The organism is Staphylococcus sp. HMSC65H10 (assembly GCF_001839185.1).
GTDB classification, from domain to species: Bacteria; Bacillota; Bacilli; order Staphylococcales; family Staphylococcaceae; genus Staphylococcus; species Staphylococcus simulans.
On the sequence record NZ_KV840344.1, the window covers coordinates 1 to 21532 of the forward strand.

Consider the following 21532-nt stretch of genomic DNA (forward strand, 5'->3'; position numbering starts at 1 on the left):
GGTTATCTCATCAACCGAATTTATTATAGAGCCATTAATTTAATAAAGTAATGAAACCTTGCTCTCGCAGCAAGGTTTTTTATTTTGTTGAGATTGCACTTAAAATGCATAATAAAAAAATATAAGATATACTAGGAGTTAAGATGTAAGGAGATGAAATGCATGAAAACTATGTCAGAAATGCAAAAAGAAGTCGATGCATATATCGGCCAATTTAAAGCTGGTTATTTCTCACCCCTTGCGAATTTAGCACGTTTAACAGAAGAAGTCGGGGAACTTGCTAGAGAAATCAACCATGTATATGGAGAAAAGAAAAAGAAAGATACTGAAGAGGAAAATACGATTAAAGCTGAACTCGGAGACAACCTGTTCGTTTTATTATGTATCGCAAATTCTTTAGATATCGATATGACCGAAAGTTTTGATGAAACAATGCATAAATTTAATACACGAGATAAAGATCGTTTTGAACGTAAATAAAACTATATAGAGAGATAAAGGAGAGTCGGTTTGAAATGAAGATAGGAATTACATGTTATCCTTCTATGGGAGGTTCAGGTATTATCGCAACTGAACTTGGGATAACACTTGCTGAAAGAGGGCATGATGTCCACTTTATCACTTCAAACTTACCGTTTCGTATTAGAAAACCACTACCAAATATTACTTTCCACCAAGTAGAAGTAAACCAATATGCAGTTTTTCAATATCCACCTTATGATATCAGTTTAAGTACAAAAATCGCATCTGTAATTCGTGAATATGATTTAGATATCCTACATATGCATTATGCAGTGCCTCATGCGATTTGCGGCATATTAGGACGTCAAATGTCTGGTAAAGACGTCAAAATCATGACGACTTTGCATGGTACAGATATTACAGTGCTTGGTTTTGATCATTCTCTTAAAGATGCGATTAAATTCGGTATTGAAAATAGTGACGTTGTAACAAGTGTAAGTAAATCATTAGCACATCAAACGCAAGAAATCATCGGTACTGATAAAGAAATCATACCGATTTATAACTTTGTCAGAGAAATTGATTTTCCGACAAAACGAAATGATGCATTGAAAAAAGTTTATGGTATCAAACCTGATGAGAAAGTATTGATTCATGTTTCGAACTTTAGACAAGTCAAACGTATTGATACGATTATTGAGACTTTCAAAAAAGTGCATGATCAAATACCATCGAAATTACTATTACTAGGTGATGGACCAGAGTTAATGGAAATGAAACGTTTAGTACGTGAACTAGATATTGAAGATGATGTCATGTTTTTAGGTAAACAAGAATTTGTGAATCAATTCTATCAAATGTCTGATTTAGTACTCTTGTTAAGTGAAAAGGAAAGTTTTGGTTTAACATTATTAGAAGCGATGAAAACAGGTGTTGTACCCATCGGTTCAACGGCTGGCGGTATTAAAGAAGTAATTAAACATGAAGAAACAGGCTTTATTGTTGATATTGGAGATAGCGATAAAGCGAGTGAATATGCGATTAAGTTATTAACGGATGATACGTTGTATCAATGTGTTCGCGAACAAATGCTGAAAGACGTGACAGAACGTTTCAACTCTGAGTTAATCGCAGATCAATATGAATATTATTACAACCAAATGTTAGAGGAAAATCATGAATAAAGACTTATTTTTAAAAGCTGCACCTATTTTAAACCAAATACAAGAGAATGGATTTGAAGCCTATTTTATCGGTGGATCGGTCCGTGATTATTTAATGAACCGTCCTATTCACGATATTGATATTACTACTAGCGCTTCTCCCGATGAAATCGAATCCATATTTGATCATACGATTCCAATCGGGAAAGAACATGGAACGATTAACGTGGTTTATCAAAATGAAAATTATGAAGTAACCACATATCGTGCCGAAGGTGAATACAAAGACCATAGACGGCCAGATGAAGTTTATTTTGTACGTGATTTATATAAAGATGTAGAGCGTAGGGACTTTACAATGAATGCGATTGCGATGGATACTGATTTTACCATTAGAGACTATTTTGGCGGATATGAAGATATTAAACAAAAACGAATTGTTACAGTAGGGCCTGCAGAAGAGCGTTTTACTGAAGATGCTTTGCGCATACTACGAGGCTTACGCTTTAAATCGCAATTAGGGTTTGACATAGAAGATGACACATACAACGCGATGAAAAACCGTATGGCTGATACTGCCTATTTGTCCATCGAAAGAATCATAGTGGAGTTAACGAAACTACTAAATGGTAAAGTTGTCGCACACGTTTATCCATTATTACTTGAACTGAATTTCTTTGATTATGTGCCATTTTTCAAAAATTATAAGATGTCACACATTCATATTTGCGAACCAATTTCATTAGAATTAATGCTTGCGGTAATGATGTTTAAACAACCTGAAAATAATGGTGCTTTAGCAAAACTAAAAATTAGTAACGATATGAAAAAGAAGGTAAAAATGTATTGTAGTATTTTTGAAAAGCTAGAAACACTTTCAGATAAAAAAGCATTGCGTCTTTTAGTTTACGACTACGGCTTGCCTGTATTATCTTATATATTGTCGATGCATGAAACACTGAATGAAAACAGGATTTATTTAGGTCATCCTTTAATAATAAATCAAGAATCAATTAAAGAGATTGACAAGGACTTAGTGATTTCTAAAAGAAGTGATATCGCTATCAATGGTAAAATCATATTAGAAACATTAAATCGAAAAGGCGGCCCATGGTTAAAAGATATACTAAGAAAAATAGAATGTGCGATTATCAATCATGAGTTGCAAAATGAACAAAGTGAAATCATAAAATGGGTGAAAGCAAATGTCTAAATATAGTCAAGATGTCGTTAAAATGTTATATGATAATCAACCAGAATATATATCTGGTCAAATGATAGCAGAACAGTTACAAATTTCGAGAACTGCTGTTAAAAAAATTATAGATCAATTAAAAGCAGAAGGGTGTGTTATTCACTCTGTTAATCATAGAGGCCATCAATTAGAACAGCTTGCGGATACTTGGTATCCTGGAATTGTAGAGCAAATTGTGGATGCACAAGGTTTTTTCGATGATGTCTATGTTTATGATACGATTGATTCGACACAGCTTGCTGCGAAACAAAAAATGGTTGGCCATCAAAACGCAATGTTAGTGTTGAGTAATGAACAAACGAAAGGGCGTGGCCGTTTCAACCGTTTTTGGGACTCAGCAAAAGGGAAAGGTCTATGGATGAGTGCAGTATTTCGTCCTAAAGTTCCTTTTTCTTTAATCACTACATTTAATTTATTTATGGCTTTAGCAATTCGCGAATCTATCCAACCATTTTCAAACGATAAAGTTGAAATCAAATGGCCGAATGATATTTATATCGGTTCGAAAAAAGTATGTGGTTTTTTAACGGAAATGTCCGCAAACAGTGATGGTATAGAAGCTGTTATATGTGGTATCGGTATTAATATGAATCAATATGCAGACGAATTCCCAGAAGAGATTGCACATCGTGCCACAAGCATTTTTGAACATTCCGATCAAAAAGTAGATCGTTATGCATTTTTAGATACATTATTAAAAAATATGAAAAAACGTTATATTCAATTCTTAACCGTACCATTTGAATCTATTAGAGACGAATATAGAACACACTCGAATATCTGGCATAGAACATTGAAATTCACAGAAAATGATGAACAGTTCAGTGGTCAAGCGATAGATATCGATAAAGATGGTTTCTTATTAGTCGTAGATGAAGCAGGTACAAACCACCGTTTAATGAGTGCAGATATAGATTTATAGAAAGGAGGCGATCGTGTGAGTCAAACTACTTATGCAGTGGTAGATTTAGAAACGACAGGTAACCAGAAGGATTATGATGAAATCATCCAAATCGGTATTACATTTGTACGTAATTATGAAATTGTCGGCTCATACCACTCTTTAATAAAGACAGACTTAGAAATTCCGCCTTTCATTCAGGCACTCACGTCAATCGAAGACGCTATGTTAACACAAGCGCCATACTTTCATGAAATTGCAGATGAAGTTTATGAAGTCTTGAAGGATTGTGTGTTTGTTGCACATAATGTCTCTTTTGATTTGAACTTCTTAAAAAATGCATTTAGAAAATGTAATATTACTTATCATCCTAGAAAAACGATTGATACTGTAGAATTGTTTAAAATTGCATTTCCAACGGATAAAAGCTATCAGCTGAGTGAATTAGCAGAAAATCATAATATTCCACTGAATAATGCTCATCGCGCTGATGAAGATGCGGCTACTACAGCAAAATTAATGGTTAAAGCTTTTAATGTATTGAACGCATTACCGACTGATACATTGAAACAACTTTATTACTTAAGCAAAGATTTAAAATATCAGTTACATGATGTATTGTTTGAAATGGTCAGACATCATGGCGATCAGCCATTAGATAATCAATACGCTCAATTTGAACAAATCATTTACAGAAAACAAGTCGATTTCAAAGCACCTTCCATTGATTTTGAAGGTTCAACTGAAGACTTTTATAAAAAGGTCATTGACGCTTTGGGGTTCACATATCGACCAAAGCAACTTTATTTAACAGAAATTATTTTAGATCAACTCATGCATAATGATAAAGCATTGATTGAAGCACCTTTAGGTTCAGGTAAATCTATTGCGTATTTAATTGCAGCACTGATGTATAATATTGAAACTAAACAACATGTCATGATTTCAACAAATACTAAGTTATTGCAAAATCAGTTATTAGAACATGAAATACCTACGTTGGAAAAAGTGCTTGGTTACCGTATCAATGCGGCGATTATCAAAAGTAAACGTGAATATATTTCTTTAGGACTCATAAGTCAGATTCTTAAAGACGAGACACAAAACTACGATGTAACTTTGCTTAAAATGCAGTTATTGATATGGATTACCCACACAGAAACAGGGGACATTCAAGAGCTTAATCTTAAAGGCGGACAAAAGATGTATTTAGAGCAAAAAGCTGAAACTTATGTGCCGGTCCGTCATGATATTCATTACTATAATTTCTTAAAACGTAATGCACAAAATATCCAAATTGGTATAACAAATCATGCGCATTTAATACATGCTTCTCAAGAAAATAGTATTTATCAATTGTTTGAAGACTGTATTATTGATGAAGCACATCGCTTACCAGATTATGCATTAGACCAAGTCACAAATGAACTCAGCTATTCAGATATTAAATATCAACTAGGTTTAATCGGTAAGACAGAAAATGAAAAACTATTAAAGGCAGTAGATCGTCTTGAACAAAAACGTATCTTAGAAAGATTAGATATTCCACCGATTGATGTTTTTGGACTTAAAACCGCAGTAAATGATATTCATGAATTGAATGAACAATTATTTACGACAATCTTCGATATTATCCATGATTCTACGATTCATGATGATGATAATCATAAGATTCATTTTGTAAATCAATTTGATAAAGCGCCGATATTAAAAGATATCCATGAGATTATCCATAAATTAAATTTAACGTTAGAATACTTTAATGGCATGAGTCATAAAACTATCAAATCAATTCGTAAACATTTACTGTACATCAATGACCACTTCCGTGCGATTGAACAAAGTTTAAAAGCAGATCACACATGCTTTTTATCCATTAAAAATTTAGAACAGAAATCAACGATTACGATTTATGTGAAGGATTATAAGGTGAAAGATATACTTTCACATCAAATTTTAGACAAGTTTAATGCCTTAACTTTTATTTCAGGCACGTTAACTTTTAATGGATCCTTTGAAGCTTATAAAAAGTGGTTCAACCAAGATGCTGAATTTAACACGTATATTATTGACGATGTAGTTGATAACCACAATAAAGCAACTATCTTTATTCCAAATGATGTTGAGCCTTATCATTATCGTGATGTAGAAAAATATGAGCACGCGATTGTCAGTTATATTACTGAATATGTAAATATGACTGAATCTAAATGTTTAGTGCTCTTTACAAGTTACAAAATGATGTATCATGTTCAAGAATTATTAAATGACTTACCTGATTTTGAAGATTACATTATCTTGTCACAGCAAAACAATAGTCAAAACTATAAAATAGCGCAACAATTCAACAGCTTTGATAAAGCAATCTTATTAGGAACAGGAACATTCTTTGAAGGCTTTGATTTCCAAGGTGACGGTATTAAATGTGTCATGATTGCAAAACTGCCGTTTATGAATCAGAACAATACGAAATACTGGTTGATGGATTCAGAGTTTGTCTCCACGTTTAAAGACTATGTGCTGCCTGATGCAGTCATTCGTTTCAGACAAGGATTAGGGCGTTTAATTCGAAACGAAAATGATAAAGGCATCATTGTTTCCTTTGATGACCGCTTAATAAAAAGTAATTATCAGCATTTCTTTATGCATACGTTAAAAGCATTCAATCAGCAAATCGGTAATCTACAAAAGTTCAGTAAAATATTAAAGCGATTAACCGCACAATAGAGTTTATCAACTAGAAGAAAACGCATTTATTTGATAAAATATATACGGGTTAAAAGTTAATCAAATGCTCAAAGCAACTTGATAAAATTAGAAGTTTCGAGCAATCATTAATTCTCTAATAAATGTCAAAAAGAAGTATAGGAGTTTGAATAATGAAGACTACAATCAAAGAAGCAAAGAACTACATTGGTCAAGAAGTCACAATTGGCGCTTGGCTTCAAAACAAACGTTCTAGCGGTAAAATTGCATTCTTGCAATTACGTGATGGAACTGGATTCATGCAAGGTGTCGTAGTGAAATCTGAAGTAGATGAAGAAACATTTGCGACAGCTAAAAACTTAAATCAAGAATCATCAATGTACATTACAGGTACAATTACAGAAGATAATCGTTCAGATTTAGGTTATGAAATGCAAGTTAAATCTATTGAGATTATTCATGAAGCACATGATTATCCAATCACACCAAAAAATCACGGTACAGAATTCTTAATGGATCACCGTCATTTATGGTTACGTTCTAAAAAACAACATGCAGTGATGAAAATTCGTAATGAAATTATTCGTGCAACATACGAATTCTTCCACGATAACGGATACGTTAAAATTGATCCACCAATTTTAACAGCAAGTGCACCAGAAGGTACAAGTGAATTATTCCACACTAAATATTTCGATGAAGATGCCTTCTTATCACAAAGTGGTCAGCTTTATTTAGAAGCAGCAGCAATGGCATATGGTAAAGTTTTCTCATTCGGTCCGACATTCCGTGCTGAGAAATCTAAAACACGCCGTCATTTAATCGAATTCTGGATGATTGAAGGCGAAATGGCTTTCTATAACCACGACGACAGTTTAGAAGCACAAGAGCAATACGTTGCTCATGTTGTTCAATCTGTACTTAAGAATTGCGCCTTAGAACTTAAAATCTTAGACAGAGACACTTCTAAACTTGAGAAAGTTAAAACACCATTCCCACGTATCACATATGATGATGCAATCGAATACTTAAAACAAGAAGGATTTGATGACATCGAGTGGGGTGAAGACTTTGGTGCACCGCATGAAACAGCGATCGCAAACCATTATGATTTACCAGTATTTATCACAAATTATCCTACAAAAATCAAACCATTCTATATGCAGCCAAATCCAGACAATGAAGATACAGTCTTATGCGCTGACTTAATCGCACCTGAAGGTTACGGTGAAATTATCGGTGGCTCTGAACGTATTAATGACTTAGAATTATTAGAGTCACGTATCGAAGAACATGGTTTAGATAAAGAAAGCTATGAGTACTATTTAGACTTACGTCGTTATGGTTCAGTACCTCACAGCGGCTTCGGTTTAGGTTTAGAAAGAACAGTGGCATGGATTTCTGGCGTAGAACACGTTAGAGAAACAGCACCATTCCCACGCTTATTAAACCGTTTATATCCATAAACAATTCTATGATTTGAATGAAAAATAAATGGGTCCAGTCATGTGTGTAAACGATGACTGGACCATTTCAATAGGTAAAATATCAAAAAAAGGAGGGTCACTTTGGATATAGAATTACTTAGAAAACGCCCCGTTGTTATTAGAAGAGAATTACTCGATCACTATGCTGACATGGGATTATCAGAAACTGATTTAATCATCTTATTAAAATTAATTTATGAATATGAGCATTCAAATAAACAACCTTCTATTTCATATCTTAGTAAAGGTACAACGATGAAGGAACGCGAAGTGACAGGTGTTATTCAGCGTCTAATTCAATCAGATTTATTAGATTTAACAGTACAAAAAGATGAAGAAGGACGTTTTGCTGAATTTATGAATCTAGATGGTTTTTATCAATCTTTCAGTAAAATTTTAAAATCCCAAGAAACACAACAACGTGAAATGAATAACCAAGAGTCCTTTAAGTCATTATTCCAAATGATTGAAAGCGCATTTGGCCGTCCTTTATCACCCATTGAAATTGATACATTAAATCAGTGGATTGACGTTGATCACCATGATATTTCAGTGATTCAAGCTGCGGTGAATGAAGCATTGAGTCAAGAAAAAATGAGCTTTAAATACATTGATAGAATCCTATTAAATTGGAAGAAAAACAACGTTAAAACAGTGGAGGACTCTAAAAAGATCAGTAGTCAATACCATACACCGCAAATGAAACATACAGTCAAAAGCATTCCAAAATTTGACTGGTTGAATCAGGAGGAATCATAATGTTAAGTAAGAAAAAAGCATTAAGTATGATAGATGTCATTGATGAAATGTTTCCAGATGCAGAATGTGAGCTTAAACATGATAATCCATTTGAATTAACCATTGCGGTGTTGCTATCTGCACAGTGTACAGACGTATTAGTTAATAAAGTAACACGTGAGTTATTTAAAAAGTATAAAACACCACAAGATTATTTGGATGTCAGTTTAGAAGAACTGGAACAAGATATTCGCTCAATCGGGTTATATCGTAATAAAGCCAAAAACATTCAAAAGCTATGCCGATCACTTATCGATAAATTTGATGGCAAAATACCTAATAATCGTACAGATTTAGAAAGTCTTGCAGGTGTTGGTCGAAAAACTGCGAATGTTGTATTAAGTGTCGCATTCGGTGTTCCAGCGTTAGCAGTTGATACACATGTAGAACGTGTTTCTAAAAGATTAGGTATTAATCGATGGAAAGACAGCGTCAAAGAGGTAGAAGAGCGCCTGTGTTCAATTATTCCAAAAGAAAGATGGAATCAAAGTCACCATCAACTGATTTTCTTTGGACGTTATCACTGTTTAGCACGTGCACCGAAATGTGATATTTGTCCTTTATTCGATGATTGTAGAGAAGGGCAGAAACGATATCGTGAAAAACTAAGAAAAGAAGCTAAAGCATAAGAGGTGATTTTTTGATTACAAAATCTGATTTTGAAGCTTTAGAAGCCCAAATTGATGTCTTTGCGAAAAAGAAACAATTAACATCAGACCAAGGAAAAGCGTTACTTGATGAATATTTAACTTTAATCGAACACTATTTTTGTCAGATTAACAATGTTGAAACAATTGATTACAATAAATTAGATACTTATCCAGTTGTGCCCATTAATTTCCAAGAACGATTTGATTATATTCATCAACGAAAACATCACTTTATGGGCTATCGTCAGATGAAAACACTCATCAGTGAACTCATTAAAATGAACGCAGCGTATAAAGCAAGACAAGCACATCAAAAACGCTAATAATTTAAATGAAAATGATAAAAGACATGTTTGAATTTCTTGTTCAAACATGTCTTTTCATATTATTAAGTATAGAAAAAGTGCAGTGCTCAGAAGTTCGAGTCACTGCACTTTTATTATTTATGAAGCTTTATTATTGAAAATGGCATGTAGATTAAAGAATCTTGATAATGCATTGCCATTTTGATTATCGCCTTGCTGGTTGTTGTTGCCTTGTTGTTGATTATTGCTTTGTCCTTGTTGGTTATTGTTACCAAAGTTTTGACTTCTGTTATTTGAACCTTGTTGTTGACTGTTGTTGCTATTACTGCTGCCGCCTTGAGTAGTACCATTACCGTTTACTTTACGGTTTGTAGTATTGTGGTCAGGGTTGCTAGCAACGTATAAGTCAGATTTGCTTGAACCATTAACTGAAGCTGGACGTTGGAAGTCTTGTCCGTCTCTAGGGCTGATGTCTGACATCACATCTTCAAGCAAGTATTGTGGATACTCTTGTTCGTTATGACCAACGAATGAGTTTTGACCATATTCTTTAACTTTATTGAAGCCCATCCAAACTGACATTGAGTATTTAGGAGTGAAACCGTTAATCCATACATCTTTCGCTGCGTTATCAGGTAAGTTGTATTGTTGGTAAGTTTCTGAACCATAAGTACCTGTACCAGTTTTGGCTGCTAAGTTAACACCAGATACGCCATGACCATAAGCAGAACCCCAAGCTTCAAATGTACCTTTTAGTACTTCTGAAAGCATGTATGCTGTGTAATCATGCATAGCTCTGTGGTGTTTGTGATCAAACTCTGTAGTATTACCTTCTTGATCGACAACTTTAGTAATACCGTGTGCTTGGTTGTATTCACCGCCATTAGCTAACGCTGCGAAAGCAGAAGCTAAATCAGTAGGTGAGAATTCAGATGATGAACCACCAAGTACTTCTGAAGGACCAATTTCACCTTCATATTTCAAGCCAACTTTCTCTGCAAATTTCTTAGGTGCGTCTTGACCAGCATCTTGTTTCGTTTGTTGCCAAGCTTTCAATGCTGGAATGTTGAAACTTTGACGTAATGCATCATAAAGTGTGACATTACCATGACTCTTCGTATCATAGTTTCTGAATGTAGTACCATCAACCATGTATTCTGATTCGTCTTGAAGTTCATGGTTTGTTGCCCATTGCATATTCTCAATTGCTGGTCCGTAAGATAAGAATGGTTTTAATGAAGAACCAGTAGGGTGAGGGTCAGTTGCTTGGTTACGGTCGACAACATCTTTGAAGTGTCTGCCACCAGAAATTGCGACTAATCCACCGCTCTTACTGTCAACAATTGTTGAACCAACTTGTTGATCTTCGTTCTTATAGTAATTGCCGTTATCAATACGGTTCTGCAATGCTTTTTGAACGCTAGAGTCCATATTAGTATAAATCTTAATACCACTATTCATTAAGTCGCCAAGATTTTTGTCTTGGAACTCAGGATGTGCCATCAATTCAGACTTCACAAAGTTCACATATGAGTTATACTCAGGATCTTTATTATCTGGCTTAATTGCACGATCATCAGCACTACGTTTAACTAAGTTTTTCTCAATTGGTGTATCTTGCGCTTTTTTCATATCTTGTTCAGAAATACGTTTATGATAATGCATTAAGTATAATACAGTATCTTTACGAGATTCCGCTTCTTTAGGATTATCATATACATTGTATAAGTTAGGTACTTGAGGTAAACCTGCTAAGTACGCTTCCTCAGCTAAATTTAAATCTTTCAAATCCTTGTCGAAGTAATATTTAGCTGCTGCTTTAATCCCATAAACACCGTCAGAGTAGTAAATTTTGTTTAAGTAGATTTGGAAAATCTCATCTTTACTGTACTCTTGTTCTAAACGATACGATAAGTATGCTTCTTGTGCTTTACGGCCAATCGACTTTTGATCGGTTAAGAATGAACGTTTAACAACTTGTTGTGTTAATGTTGATGCACCTTGTGAACCGAATCCGCCAGTAATGTTTTTACCGACCGCACCGAATAAACGTTTATAGTCTAAAGCACCATGCTTATAGAAACGATTATCTTCAGTAGCTAGAACGGCATCTTTCATATTTTGCGGAACATCTTTTAAGTCCACGTGCGCACGTCTTTGACCGTTATCAAGTGTCTTGATTAATTTACCGTCTTTATCATAAATCTTTGCTGGTATAGGATCTTTTAATTTTGCATCAGAAAACGCTGGCGCTTTCCATGCGTAGTAAGCGAATAAAAGAACACCAACTAAGGCTAAGACAATAAACGCAATTAAAATGAAGCCAATAATCTTAATAATTGTCCTCTTAATATTCCTATTCTGTTTTTTACCAGACTTTCCATTCTTAGAATGAGAAGTCTTCTTTCTTTCTGTCATACGCGGTCCTCACTTTCATCTAATATCAACTTATCAACGGCTTTGAGGTAATTCAATCGTGGTTGATACTGATAAGGAATATGGTAACCATTTTTTCTTATTTCTTCAACTGTAATTGATTTTCTGATGTTATTTTGATGTCTTTGCCAAAAGTTTTCAAAGGAACGATAAGGCAGCATATAAACTTCATCTAATGCTTTAAAACGAATTAGTAAAAATACAATTCCGTTTTGTTCATAGCATGATTTCATATGCGCAACTTGGTGTTCATGAATATTTTGTAATGGAAAAGACGTCTTGCTCTGTGTTTCTTTTGCTTCAAAATCAATATAACGGCCATTATAAATACCGTTATAGTCAGTTGTAGATGGGGTGCGGAAATATGCTTCTTTAATCACAGCTTTACTGCGTTTAGGATAAGAAACATTTACGATTTGAACGGGTGTCGGTTTCTTGTGTATTACTGCTTTACCTGTAGAAAGGTAGTAATCGTTTGATAATTCGATTTCCTTTTCTAAAGTCATCCCACGTCCGCCATACTTGATTTTACTTGAATTGAATGGGTTTGTGCGTCCAACTTTAGTCTTATTTCTATTAAATGGTTTACCATTTGGATAATTCATTTGTTTCACCACACCAACAGGTTTTTAAACCGTAATAATTATACACAACTTACAGTGAGATGCAAACTCTCGAAACTTATTTCAATACAATGCTTACTTAAAAACCTTCCTTTAGTATTTAAGCAAACATTGGTTTGTGTATATGTCACTTATTTTAACGTTAATCAGGCCATTTAACAATATTGAACCCTTTTATCATAGGGATTTAAAGGTTTTCTGAAATGACGTACTTATCAATATATGATAATTTAATTGTGAGGGAGGCGAAATGTGATTGTATACCATTATCTCAACATTAATAGAACAAACCTATATTATGAAACAAAGATATGAAGAAGCTAGATCAGGTAAGGCATATGATTTCAAAAACGAGGTGATGCCTTTTGCTTATCACATCGATGATTTGTTGAACCAATTGGATGGTTATGCAGAAAATATCATTGCGCTTTCATACATGAATCAGTTGAAGTATCAAATACTCAAAGAAAATTTAGAACGCCTTTCTGTCGAATGTCATTATGCTTCAGCAAGCCGGAAACTCTTTATGGATAAACTGAAAAGTGTGAACTATGACTTAAACTATTTAAAGGAAAGTGAAACGCAATATGGTTAAAACAGCATATGTTACCGGCTATAAATCCTATGAATTAAATATATTTAAAGATGATGCACCTGAAGTAAAATACCTTAAATTATTTTTAAAAAATAAATTGCAAAATCTGGTTGAGGAAGGTTTAGAATGGGTATTGATACAAGGACAATTAGGAATTGAAATGTGGACAGCTGAAGTGGTGCTTGACTTGCAACAAGAGTATCCTGAATTAAAGCTCGGTGTGATTACACCTTTTCAAAATCATACAGAACGTTGGAATGAACAAAATCAGTTGAAGTATCAACAAATTATTGAAAAAGCTGATTTTCATGATTCAGTGCATCACGCACCCTACGAAGGACCCTTTCAATTCAAACAAACAGATCAATTTATCCTAGACCATACTGATATGACTGTTCTAATTTATGATGAAGAACAAGAAGCGAGTCCAAAGTTCTTTAAGCGGATGTTAGTTGATTTTGCAGAACAAACAAACTATACTTATGATGTTGTAACGTTTGATGAAATCAATACATTCATCAGTGATATACAGTGGTCTGAAGAAAGTTTCGAATGAGGTGGAGAAAAAATGGCAGATGTATCTTTAAAATTATCAGCAAAAGATATTTATGAGAAAGACTTCGAAAAAACCCTTGCACGTGGATATAGAAGGGAAGAAGTAGATGCATTTTTAGATGACATCATCGCAGACTATCAAAAAATGGCAGACATGAATAATGAAGTAATTAAATTAAATGAAGAAAATCATAAGTTGAAAAAAGAACTTGAAGAGTTACGTTTACGTGTAGCTACTTCTAGACCACAAGAAAACAAAAGTTTTTCTTCAAACACAAATTCTAGTAATGTAGATATTCTTAAACGTATCTCTAATTTAGAAAAAGCAGTATTTGGAAAATAGTTATTCTGAGTTTATGGCTCGAAGTCTGAAAAGTTGTGCTTTTTCGGATTAGCTTTACCATAGACAAAGAACCATGCTATAATTTTAAGAAGTGATATTTCGGGTAATCGCTATAGCAATATAGAGGAAAGTCCATGCTCACACAATCTGAGATGATTGTAGTGTTCGTGCTTGATGAAACAATAAGTCAAGGCTAATAGACGGCAGTGAAATAATCTAAGTCTTTTGGATATGATTAAAGTAGCTTGAAAGTGCCACAGTGACGGAGCCTTTACAGAAATGTAAAGGGTGGAACGCGGTAAACCCCTCGAGTGAGCAATCCAAATTTGGTAGGAGCACTTATTTAGCGGAATTCAACGTATAAATGAGGGAATAAGTGTGCGTAAATACTTATTCCAGACAGATGGTTACCACCGGCGTACGAGTGACTACTAGTGCACGTTATCAGTACTAAGGTACAGAACATGGCTTATAGAAATATCCTCACTAGTTCAGCTCTCCAAGATTGGAGAGCTTTTTTATTTGATATCTCGCTTACTACACATATATTACCGCTTCAAAATTTGCTACAATAATAAAGTAAATCAACAAAAATAGAAGGAAGGTCAACGCATATGTATCAATTATTAGCCGTATGTCCAATGGGTCTTGAAGCTGTTGTTGCAAAAGAAGTTAACGCATTAGGCTACGAAACAACAGTGGAAAACGGAAGAATATTTTTCGAAGGCGATGAAACTGCAATTGCCAAAAGTAATTTATGGCTGCGTACTGCTGACAGAGTCCGATTAGTCATGGGACGCTTTAAAGCTACAACATTCGAAGAACTATTCGAACAAACCAAAGCATTACCTTGGGAAACAATCATTACAGAAGATGGTAATTTCCCAGTACAGGGTCGAAGTGTTAAATCAACGCTTCATAGTGTACCTGATGTTCAAGCAATCGTGAAAAAAGCAATTGTTGAACGCTTAAAAGATGCCTACGCACATAAAGGATGGTTAGATGAAACAGGAAGTAAGTATCCTTTGGAAGTCGCAATTCATAAAGACGAAGTACTTTTAACAATTGATACTTCTGGTTCAGGTTTAAACAAACGCGGATACAGACTCGCACAAGGTGAAGCGCCAATCAAAGAAACATTAGCTGCTGCGTTGATTCGCTTAGCTAACTGGGATGGCAACACACCTTTAATCGATCCATTCTGTGGTTCAGGCACAATCGCAATTGAAGCATGCTTAATTGCACAAAATATTGCGCCTGGCTTTAACCGCTCATTCGTTTCAGAACAATGGGATATCATGCCTGATGATCTATACGAACAATTGCGTGACGAAGCAGATCAACAATCAGATTACGACAAAGAAGTTGAAGTCTATGCATATGATATTGATCCTGAAATGGTAGACATTGCGATACGTAACGCTGAAGAAGTAGGATTGAGTGAAGTCATTCAATTCGGTGTCAAAGATGTGAATACTTTAGATATCCATACCGATCAACCTATCGCATTAATCGGTAACCCGCCATACGGTGAGCGTATTGGTGATAGAGAAGAAGTTGAAGAAATGTATCGCTATCTTGGTAAGTTGATGCGTCAACACAAAAACTTATCAGAGTACATTTTAACAAGTAATAAAGAATTTGAATTTTTAACACAACAAAAAGCAACAAAACGTAGAAAGCTCTTCAATGGTTATATAGAATGTACGTATTATCAATATTGGGCTAAGAAAAAGTAAATAGTTTGAAAAATTGGGGTGACTAGGATGAATCAAGAATTTAAACGCGGCATAGTATACTCCATAATTGCCTATATCCTTTGGGGAACATTACCAATTTATTGGTCGTTGCTCAATGATATCAGTCCGTTTGAAATTCTCGCTTATCGTATTATTTTATCCATGATTTTTATGGTTGTATTAATCATGGCAATGGGAAAAAGTTCACAATTTATAAGTGGCATTAAAGCCTTAACAACCAAACAACTTTGGGCTATTATTCTAGCCGGCTATATCATTACAGTAAACTGGGGCACATTTATCTGGGCGGTAAATAATAATCACGTACTCCAAGCGAGTTTAGGTTATTATATTAATCCGCTTGTCAGCATTTTACTTGCGATGATCTTTATGAAAGAAAAATTCAATAAGTTAGAATGGTTAGCAATTTTCCTTGCTTTTATTGGTGTGCTATACATGACGTTAAAAATCGGCGAGTTCCCGGTTGTTTCGATTATTTTAGCAGTGTCATTCGGATTTTATGGCCTGCTTAAGAAAATTGTACCGATTGATGCTTTAAGCAGTATTACATTTGAATGTATCGTTACAACGCCAGCAGCTTTGATTTATATCGTTTATTTATGGATCTCACATCAAACAACCATTGGTATCAACATGCCGACATTCTGGCTATTGTTCTCAGGGGCTATTACAGCGATTCCATTAATTTCGTTCTCTGCAGGTGCAAGACGTATTCCTTTATCATTAATGGGATTCATTCAATATATCGGTCCGACATTAATTTTTATTTTAGGTATCTTTATTTACAGAGAACCTTTTGATACAAATCAATTCGTTACCTTTATCTTTATTTGGGCTGGAATTATCGTTTACAGCTTATCTCGCTACTTACAAATTAAGCATGCGAATAATCCAGGTCTTTAAAATTATGATGCATTTGACTAAATATCAGTCAGATGCATCTTTTTTATTCTCCGCAACATCGATTTTAATCCTTTAGAGTAAAGCGCTTTTAGTATACAATTAAAGCAATGTTATTTATAAAGGGGTACATAATCTATGACGAGTAACAACCAATTAGATATTTTATATAAATTAAAAAAAGAAGTCGAAAAATCAAACCATCAAGATTTGGTCCATATTATCAACCAAGTCATTAAAAAAGTTTATCTAGATCAATACACATTAACATTTGTCGGTCACTTTTCAGCAGGCAAATCTACATTAATCAACTTACTACTAGAACAAGAAATCTTACCAAGTTCACCTGTACCGACAACCAGCAACACAGCAATCGTCAGTGTCGCTGATAAAAGTGAAATTATCGCAAACTTAGAAGGTCAAAAATATACACGCTTGAACAATTATGATGAAGTGAAGCAATTAAACAGACAAAATGGGGATGTAGAGTCTGTAGAAATTCGTTTTGTATCTGATAAATTCAAAAAAGGATTCACCTTACAAGATACACCAGGTGTAGACTCAAACGTTTCATTACACCAAGCATCAACAGAACAATTCATGTTTACCAGCAATATTATTTTTTATACAGTAGATTATAACCATGTTCAATCCGCAATGAACTTCCAATTTATGAAACGTTTGAATCATGCAGGCATCCCAGTAGTCTTCGTAATAAATCAAATCGATAAACATAATGATGAAGAGCTTTCATTCGATGCTTTCAAACAAAATATTCAGCACGCGGTAGATGAATGGGACTTAGAACTTCTGAAAACATTTTATGTTTCTAAGTATGACCACCCAGAAAATCAAATTAATGCACTGTCTGATTTCTTAATCGAACAAGATACACATTGCGAGTCTATGGAAGACTATATTGAAAGAATCACACAGTTTATTACCGAAGACCAAAAATCATATATTCAAGCTGAAATGCAGGATATTTTAGCAAACTTAGATATTGATGCTTCACAATTTGACCAAGCTTATTTAAACTTCCAACAGAATCAATCTGTTAGTGAAGAAGCACAGTTGTTAAATGATCCAGATAAGCTCTATAAATATTTAAATTATCAACGCAAAAACATTTTAGAAAACGCATACTTAATGCCGCATGAAATGCGTGAAAAGATTCGTCTCTACTTAGAGAGCCAAGTAAAGACATTCAAAGTTGGCGGATTCTTTAATAAGAAAAAGAAAACTGAAGAAGCTAGGGAAGAGCGTTTACAAAATGTAATGACAGCGTTACAAGATATTGTAAATCAACAAATCAGACAGCCTATGCGAGAAGATATGTCATTCTTAACCCGCTTCATCAACCAAACAGACGTCAACCAATCTATTTTAAATCAGCATTATGAAATACCATCCTCACTTGTCACAGATTTATACCAAGAACAAATGAGTATCAGTAATGCTTATGTATTAAACTTCTGTGACGATGTCGTTAAAGCTATTCATCGATTTATTAAAAAAGAATCTGAACCTCTATTAAAACGTGCTATTGAAAATGCTGAAACACAACATGTCGACGATGAAGAAGAGACGGATCAAAATGATTATGAAAAATATATTGAGTTACGTAAGCTGCGTGAATCACTCATCACAAGAAATTATCAACATTATTATATTCACTTAGATGATTCATTAGATAAATTGATTGACCGTACAGAAATCACATATACAAAAGAAGAGCTAGAAACACCGAAAAAACAACTGAACCAAACTAAACAAAAAACTGAGTTAAAATCTGATATCGATATTGAAACAATTAAGCAAGGTATCGATATCATTGATCCTGTTCCTTTATTTGAACAAACCAAATCTGATTTAAAGGCTGCTATTGAACGAATGGATCAACAAATTGTGAAAATCGGCGTCTTCGGTACATTCAGTGCTGGTAAAAGCAGCTTAATCAATGCGTTACTAGGTGAAAATTATTTAGTAAGTTCACCAAATCCTACTACAGCAGCAACAACAGAGCTCTCATATGGTAATTCAAGTGCAATCACTTTAAAACAAGCACCTCAATTACTCGCGGAATTAAATCAATTAGTTGAATCTCAAAAATTCCACTTTGAAAGTTTAGAGGACTTTAAAGCAACAGATACAACAGAGTTAAAACATTCATTGAAGAAAGAACAACTTGCTTTTGTTAATGCGGTTAAAGAACAATTAGATTTATACCAAAATATGATTCAAGATGGTTACCATCACGATATCAGTCAGGATGAAGTGAAAAAATGGAGTGCTCAAGATGAATATGCTGCGTTTGTGGAAACTGTTCATTTAAACTTACCGATAGACTGGTTGAAAAATAAAATTATTGTAGACTCTTTAGGTCTATATTCAAATAACCAACGTCATTCTAATGAAACAGAAAAAATATTAACATCATCTGATTTGATTTTATACGTAAGCTATTTCAATCATTCATTTACTGATAACGATAAAGCATTTATTGAGTATATGAAAGAGATGAATCAACTCAATGAAAATCAAACATTCAAGATGATTATTAATGCAGTAGATTTAGCAGAATCAACAGAAGATTTAGAAGCTGTGGAAGATTATGTCAGCGATGCATTACAACAAGTAAATATGCCTGCTGATATTTATAGTGTTTCTAGTCGACGTGCATTAAAAGAGGGCGATGAAGGGCTAAATAAACTAAAAGATAGTCTAGATTACTTTGCGGAGGTCGAATCTAAGGTTGTTTTACAACAACAAATGAAAGCGCAACTTGAACAAATTAGTGCCTCTTATACACAAATGTCAGAAGACTATCAAAATAACCGTGAAGAAATGGAAACGCGTCAACAAGAAGTAAGAAAGATTGAACAAAAAGGTGCGATTCCAACTACGACTTTAAAAACGACTAAGCAACATGTTTATAACGAAGTTGAAGATCAAGTATATCACTTGAATGAACGCTTAAAAATTCAATTGTTTGATGAAGTTCGTACAGTATTCAACGGGCAAATGACTAAAAACAATGACTTTGATGCTGAAAAACGTGATGCAGTTAAAACATATCTTGAACAAATCCATGGCAGATTGTATATGGAACAAACTTTAATTGCTGAACGTATTAAAAAATTCTTTAATAAGCAACTGGAAGATCAACTTGCACCTATTGTTAAGCAATTGAATCAATTGCATATTTTATTGCAGCCACACTTTGAGATTGAAATGGATAAAGATAAAATTACAACGATGCATATTGATTTTAATGAAATGTTCGAACATCTTCCGAAAAAATTGACGAAAAAGCGTTTGTTGCAACTGAAAGCACAAAAAGAACTACAAGAGCAAATCACAATGGAAACAGTTGACTTGTTGCAAAACAACATTAACCAATTACGACAAGAGTTAGAACAACAAGTGTCTAAGATGGGCAAGATTGCAGATCAACAATTAAATGAGATTTCAAATGAAATACATGAACAAGCAAGCGCATTATTAAGCGTTAAAATTGATAATAGCTTGATTCAACAAATTGATGCGGCTAACCGTCAATTAAAAGAAATTATTTAACTTAGAAAGAGGAAGTAGTATGACAAACAAAGTATTGCTGGTAGATGGAATGGCGTTATTATTCCGCCATTTCTATGCTACAAGCATTCATCATCAATTCATGAGAAATTCAAACGGAGTTCCGACTAATGGCGTACAAGGATTTGTTCGTCACATCTTTTCAGCAATAGATGATATTCAACCGACACATATCGCTGTATGTTGGGACATGGGGCAACAAACGTTTCGAAATGAAATGTTTGCAGATTATAAACAACATAGACCAGCACCGCCTGATGAATTGATACCACAATTCGATTTAGTTCAAGATATTTCAAACGCACTTGGGTTTGTTAATATTGGAGTTAAAAATTATGAAGCCGATGATGTTATCGGAACGTTAAGCAGAAATTTATCAGAGGATAACGAAGTTTATATCGTTACAGGAGATAAAGATATCTTACAATGTATAAATCCTAATGTTGAAGTTTGGTTGACTAAAAAAGGATTTAATATTTATAACCGCTATGATTTAACACGCTATCAAGAAGAATATCAATTACATCCGCTTCAACTCATCGATATCAAAGCATTTATGGGAGATACCGCTGATGGTTATCCTGGCGTCAAAGGAATTGGTGAAAAAACAGCACATAAATTGATCTTAAAATATCAGTCTGTAGAAAATGTTATCAATCACATTGACGAATTGACACCGGCACAACAAAAGAAAATTATCAGCCAATTAGATGATTTGAAACTTTCAAAACAACTTGCAGAAATCCACACTAATGTACCATTAGATGTAACAGCATTATTTAATCAAATGCAGTATCATCTGGATTTCATTGATATTTTCAATGTCTTAGATACTCACGATTTGAAAGTGTCTAAGAAATTTATTGAAAGAGAATTCTTACCATTTTAATCATTCAAAACAAAAGCGGGAGGGCGTTTCACAGTTAATAACTGTGGAGACGTCCTCCCGCTTCTTTTATTTTAAGGCTCTATACTATTTAGGACTGGTGATAATCA

18 protein-coding genes and 1 other RNA gene are annotated in these 21532 nt (G+C 34.1%); 17 read left to right on the plus strand and 2 right to left on the minus strand.

The window, feature by feature from the left end; all coding sequences use genetic code 11:
* Positions 1-162 precede the first annotated feature (162 nt).
* The 9 genes from HMPREF3270_RS06570 to HMPREF3270_RS06610 all read left to right on the plus strand — a co-directional run bounded on the left by HMPREF3270_RS06570 (position 163) and on the right by HMPREF3270_RS06610 (position 9745).
* The gene (locus HMPREF3270_RS06570) at positions 163-480 is read left to right on the plus strand and encodes a nucleotide pyrophosphohydrolase (protein ID WP_002480964.1); all 318 of its coding nucleotides are present in this window, start codon (positions 163-165) and stop codon (positions 478-480) included.
* Between the two features lie 35 nt (positions 481-515).
* Positions 516-1646 carry an N-acetyl-alpha-D-glucosaminyl L-malate synthase BshA gene (gene bshA, locus HMPREF3270_RS06575; protein ID WP_070848428.1) on the plus strand — a complete coding sequence of 377 codons (1131 nt, stop codon included), beginning with the start codon at positions 516-518 and terminating at the stop codon, positions 1644-1646.
* Positions 1639-2838 carry a CCA tRNA nucleotidyltransferase gene (locus HMPREF3270_RS06580; protein ID WP_070848429.1) on the plus strand — a complete coding sequence of 400 codons (1200 nt, stop codon included), beginning with the start codon at positions 1639-1641 and terminating at the stop codon, positions 2836-2838. Before bshA ends, HMPREF3270_RS06580 begins: the two co-directional genes overlap by 8 nt.
* The gene (locus HMPREF3270_RS06585; protein WP_070848430.1) at positions 2831-3802 is read left to right on the plus strand and encodes a biotin--[acetyl-CoA-carboxylase] ligase; all 972 of its coding nucleotides are present in this window, start codon (positions 2831-2833) and stop codon (positions 3800-3802) included. The genes HMPREF3270_RS06580 and HMPREF3270_RS06585 overlap by 8 nt, the downstream gene beginning before the upstream one ends.
* 15 nt (positions 3803-3817) lie before the next feature.
* Complete coding sequence (locus HMPREF3270_RS06590; protein WP_070848431.1) at positions 3818-6508, plus strand: helicase C-terminal domain-containing protein; 2691 nt, start codon at positions 3818-3820, stop codon at positions 6506-6508.
* 152 nt (positions 6509-6660) lie between these two features.
* A complete protein-coding gene (asnS, locus tag HMPREF3270_RS06595; RefSeq protein ID WP_060804294.1) occupies positions 6661-7953 on the plus strand; it encodes an asparagine--tRNA ligase in 1293 nt (430 codons plus the stop codon).
* 102 nt (positions 7954-8055) lie between these two features.
* Positions 8056-8733, plus strand: a complete 678-nt coding sequence (locus HMPREF3270_RS06600) for a DnaD domain-containing protein (RefSeq protein ID WP_070848432.1) — start codon at positions 8056-8058, stop codon at positions 8731-8733.
* Positions 8733-9401, plus strand: a complete 669-nt coding sequence (gene nth, locus HMPREF3270_RS06605; protein ID WP_002480957.1) for an endonuclease III — start codon at positions 8733-8735, stop codon at positions 9399-9401. Before HMPREF3270_RS06600 ends, nth begins: the two co-directional genes overlap by 1 nt.
* An 11-nt stretch (positions 9402-9412) precedes the next feature.
* Positions 9413-9745, plus strand: coding sequence for a YpoC family protein (locus HMPREF3270_RS06610; protein WP_070848433.1), 333 nt, complete (start codon positions 9413-9415; stop codon positions 9743-9745).
* A 120-nt stretch (positions 9746-9865) separates the two neighbouring features.
* On the opposite strand, the gene HMPREF3270_RS06615 is transcribed toward HMPREF3270_RS06610, so the two are convergent.
* A complete protein-coding gene (locus HMPREF3270_RS06615; protein ID WP_070848434.1) occupies positions 9866-12145 on the minus strand; it encodes a transglycosylase domain-containing protein in 2280 nt (759 codons plus the stop codon).
* Positions 12142-12768, minus strand: coding sequence for a Holliday junction resolvase RecU (gene recU / locus HMPREF3270_RS06620; protein WP_023015200.1), 627 nt, complete (start codon positions 12766-12768; stop codon positions 12142-12144). Before recU ends, HMPREF3270_RS06615 begins: the two co-directional genes overlap by 4 nt.
* A 274-nt stretch (positions 12769-13042) precedes the next feature.
* Between recU and HMPREF3270_RS06625 the strand changes: the two genes are divergently transcribed.
* The 8 genes from HMPREF3270_RS06625 to HMPREF3270_RS06660 all read left to right on the plus strand — a co-directional run bounded on the left by HMPREF3270_RS06625 (position 13043) and on the right by HMPREF3270_RS06660 (position 21425).
* Positions 13043-13381, plus strand: a complete 339-nt coding sequence (locus HMPREF3270_RS06625) for a DUF1798 family protein (protein ID WP_002480953.1) — start codon at positions 13043-13045, stop codon at positions 13379-13381.
* A complete protein-coding gene (locus HMPREF3270_RS06630; RefSeq protein WP_057510508.1) occupies positions 13374-13937 on the plus strand; it encodes an SLOG family protein in 564 nt (187 codons plus the stop codon). Before HMPREF3270_RS06625 ends, HMPREF3270_RS06630 begins: the two co-directional genes overlap by 8 nt.
* A 12-nt stretch (positions 13938-13949) precedes the next feature.
* The gene (gene gpsB / locus HMPREF3270_RS06635; RefSeq protein WP_002480951.1) at positions 13950-14279 is read left to right on the plus strand and encodes a cell division regulator GpsB; all 330 of its coding nucleotides are present in this window, start codon (positions 13950-13952) and stop codon (positions 14277-14279) included.
* A gap of 95 nt (positions 14280-14374) precedes the next feature.
* An RNA gene (gene rnpB, locus HMPREF3270_RS06640) (RNase P RNA component class B) lies at positions 14375-14756 on the plus strand.
* Between the two features lie 137 nt (positions 14757-14893).
* Positions 14894-16018, plus strand: coding sequence for a THUMP domain-containing class I SAM-dependent RNA methyltransferase (locus HMPREF3270_RS06645; RefSeq protein ID WP_070848435.1), 1125 nt, complete (start codon positions 14894-14896; stop codon positions 16016-16018).
* A 27-nt stretch (positions 16019-16045) separates the two neighbouring features.
* Positions 16046-16942, plus strand: a complete 897-nt coding sequence (rarD, locus tag HMPREF3270_RS06650) for an EamA family transporter RarD (RefSeq protein WP_002480949.1) — start codon at positions 16046-16048, stop codon at positions 16940-16942.
* A 135-nt stretch (positions 16943-17077) separates the two neighbouring features.
* Positions 17078-20518: a dynamin family protein gene (locus tag HMPREF3270_RS06655; RefSeq protein ID WP_070848436.1), complete on the plus strand. Its 3441-nt coding sequence runs from the start codon at positions 17078-17080 to the stop codon at positions 20516-20518.
* A gap of 19 nt (positions 20519-20537) precedes the next feature.
* On the plus strand, positions 20538-21425 hold the full coding sequence (locus tag HMPREF3270_RS06660; RefSeq protein ID WP_023015204.1) for a 5'-3' exonuclease: 888 nt from the start codon (positions 20538-20540) through the stop codon (positions 21423-21425).
* Positions 21426-21532: the final 107 nt, after the last annotated feature.

What these genes read in the sequence shown, in the direction of transcription:
- HMPREF3270_RS06570 (WP_002480964.1), top strand. Translation starts at nt 163, where the DNA reads ATGAAAACTATGTCAGAAATGCAAAAAGAAGTCGATGCATATATCGGC.
- bshA (WP_070848428.1), top strand. Translation starts at nt 516, where the DNA reads ATGAAGATAGGAATTACATGTTATCCTTCTATGGGAGGTTCAGGTATT.
- HMPREF3270_RS06580 (WP_070848429.1), top strand. Translation starts at nt 1,639, where the DNA reads ATGAATAAAGACTTATTTTTAAAAGCTGCACCTATTTTAAACCAAATA.
- HMPREF3270_RS06585 (WP_070848430.1), top strand. Translation starts at nt 2,831, where the DNA reads ATGTCTAAATATAGTCAAGATGTCGTTAAAATGTTATATGATAATCAA.
- asnS (WP_060804294.1), top strand. Translation starts at nt 6,661, where the DNA reads ATGAAGACTACAATCAAAGAAGCAAAGAACTACATTGGTCAAGAAGTC.
- nth (WP_002480957.1), top strand. Translation starts at nt 8,733, where the DNA reads ATGTTAAGTAAGAAAAAAGCATTAAGTATGATAGATGTCATTGATGAA.
- HMPREF3270_RS06615 (WP_070848434.1), bottom strand. Translation starts at nt 12,145, where the DNA reads ATGACAGAAAGAAAGAAGACTTCTCATTCTAAGAATGGAAAGTCTGGT.
- recU (WP_023015200.1), bottom strand. Translation starts at nt 12,768, where the DNA reads ATGAATTATCCAAATGGTAAACCATTTAATAGAAATAAGACTAAAGTT.
- HMPREF3270_RS06630 (WP_057510508.1), top strand. Translation starts at nt 13,374, where the DNA reads ATGGTTAAAACAGCATATGTTACCGGCTATAAATCCTATGAATTAAAT.
- gpsB (WP_002480951.1), top strand. Translation starts at nt 13,950, where the DNA reads ATGGCAGATGTATCTTTAAAATTATCAGCAAAAGATATTTATGAGAAA.
- HMPREF3270_RS06645 (WP_070848435.1), top strand. Translation starts at nt 14,894, where the DNA reads ATGTATCAATTATTAGCCGTATGTCCAATGGGTCTTGAAGCTGTTGTT.
- rarD (WP_002480949.1), top strand. Translation starts at nt 16,046, where the DNA reads ATGAATCAAGAATTTAAACGCGGCATAGTATACTCCATAATTGCCTAT.
- HMPREF3270_RS06655 (WP_070848436.1), top strand. Translation starts at nt 17,078, where the DNA reads ATGACGAGTAACAACCAATTAGATATTTTATATAAATTAAAAAAAGAA.
- HMPREF3270_RS06660 (WP_023015204.1), top strand. Translation starts at nt 20,538, where the DNA reads ATGACAAACAAAGTATTGCTGGTAGATGGAATGGCGTTATTATTCCGC.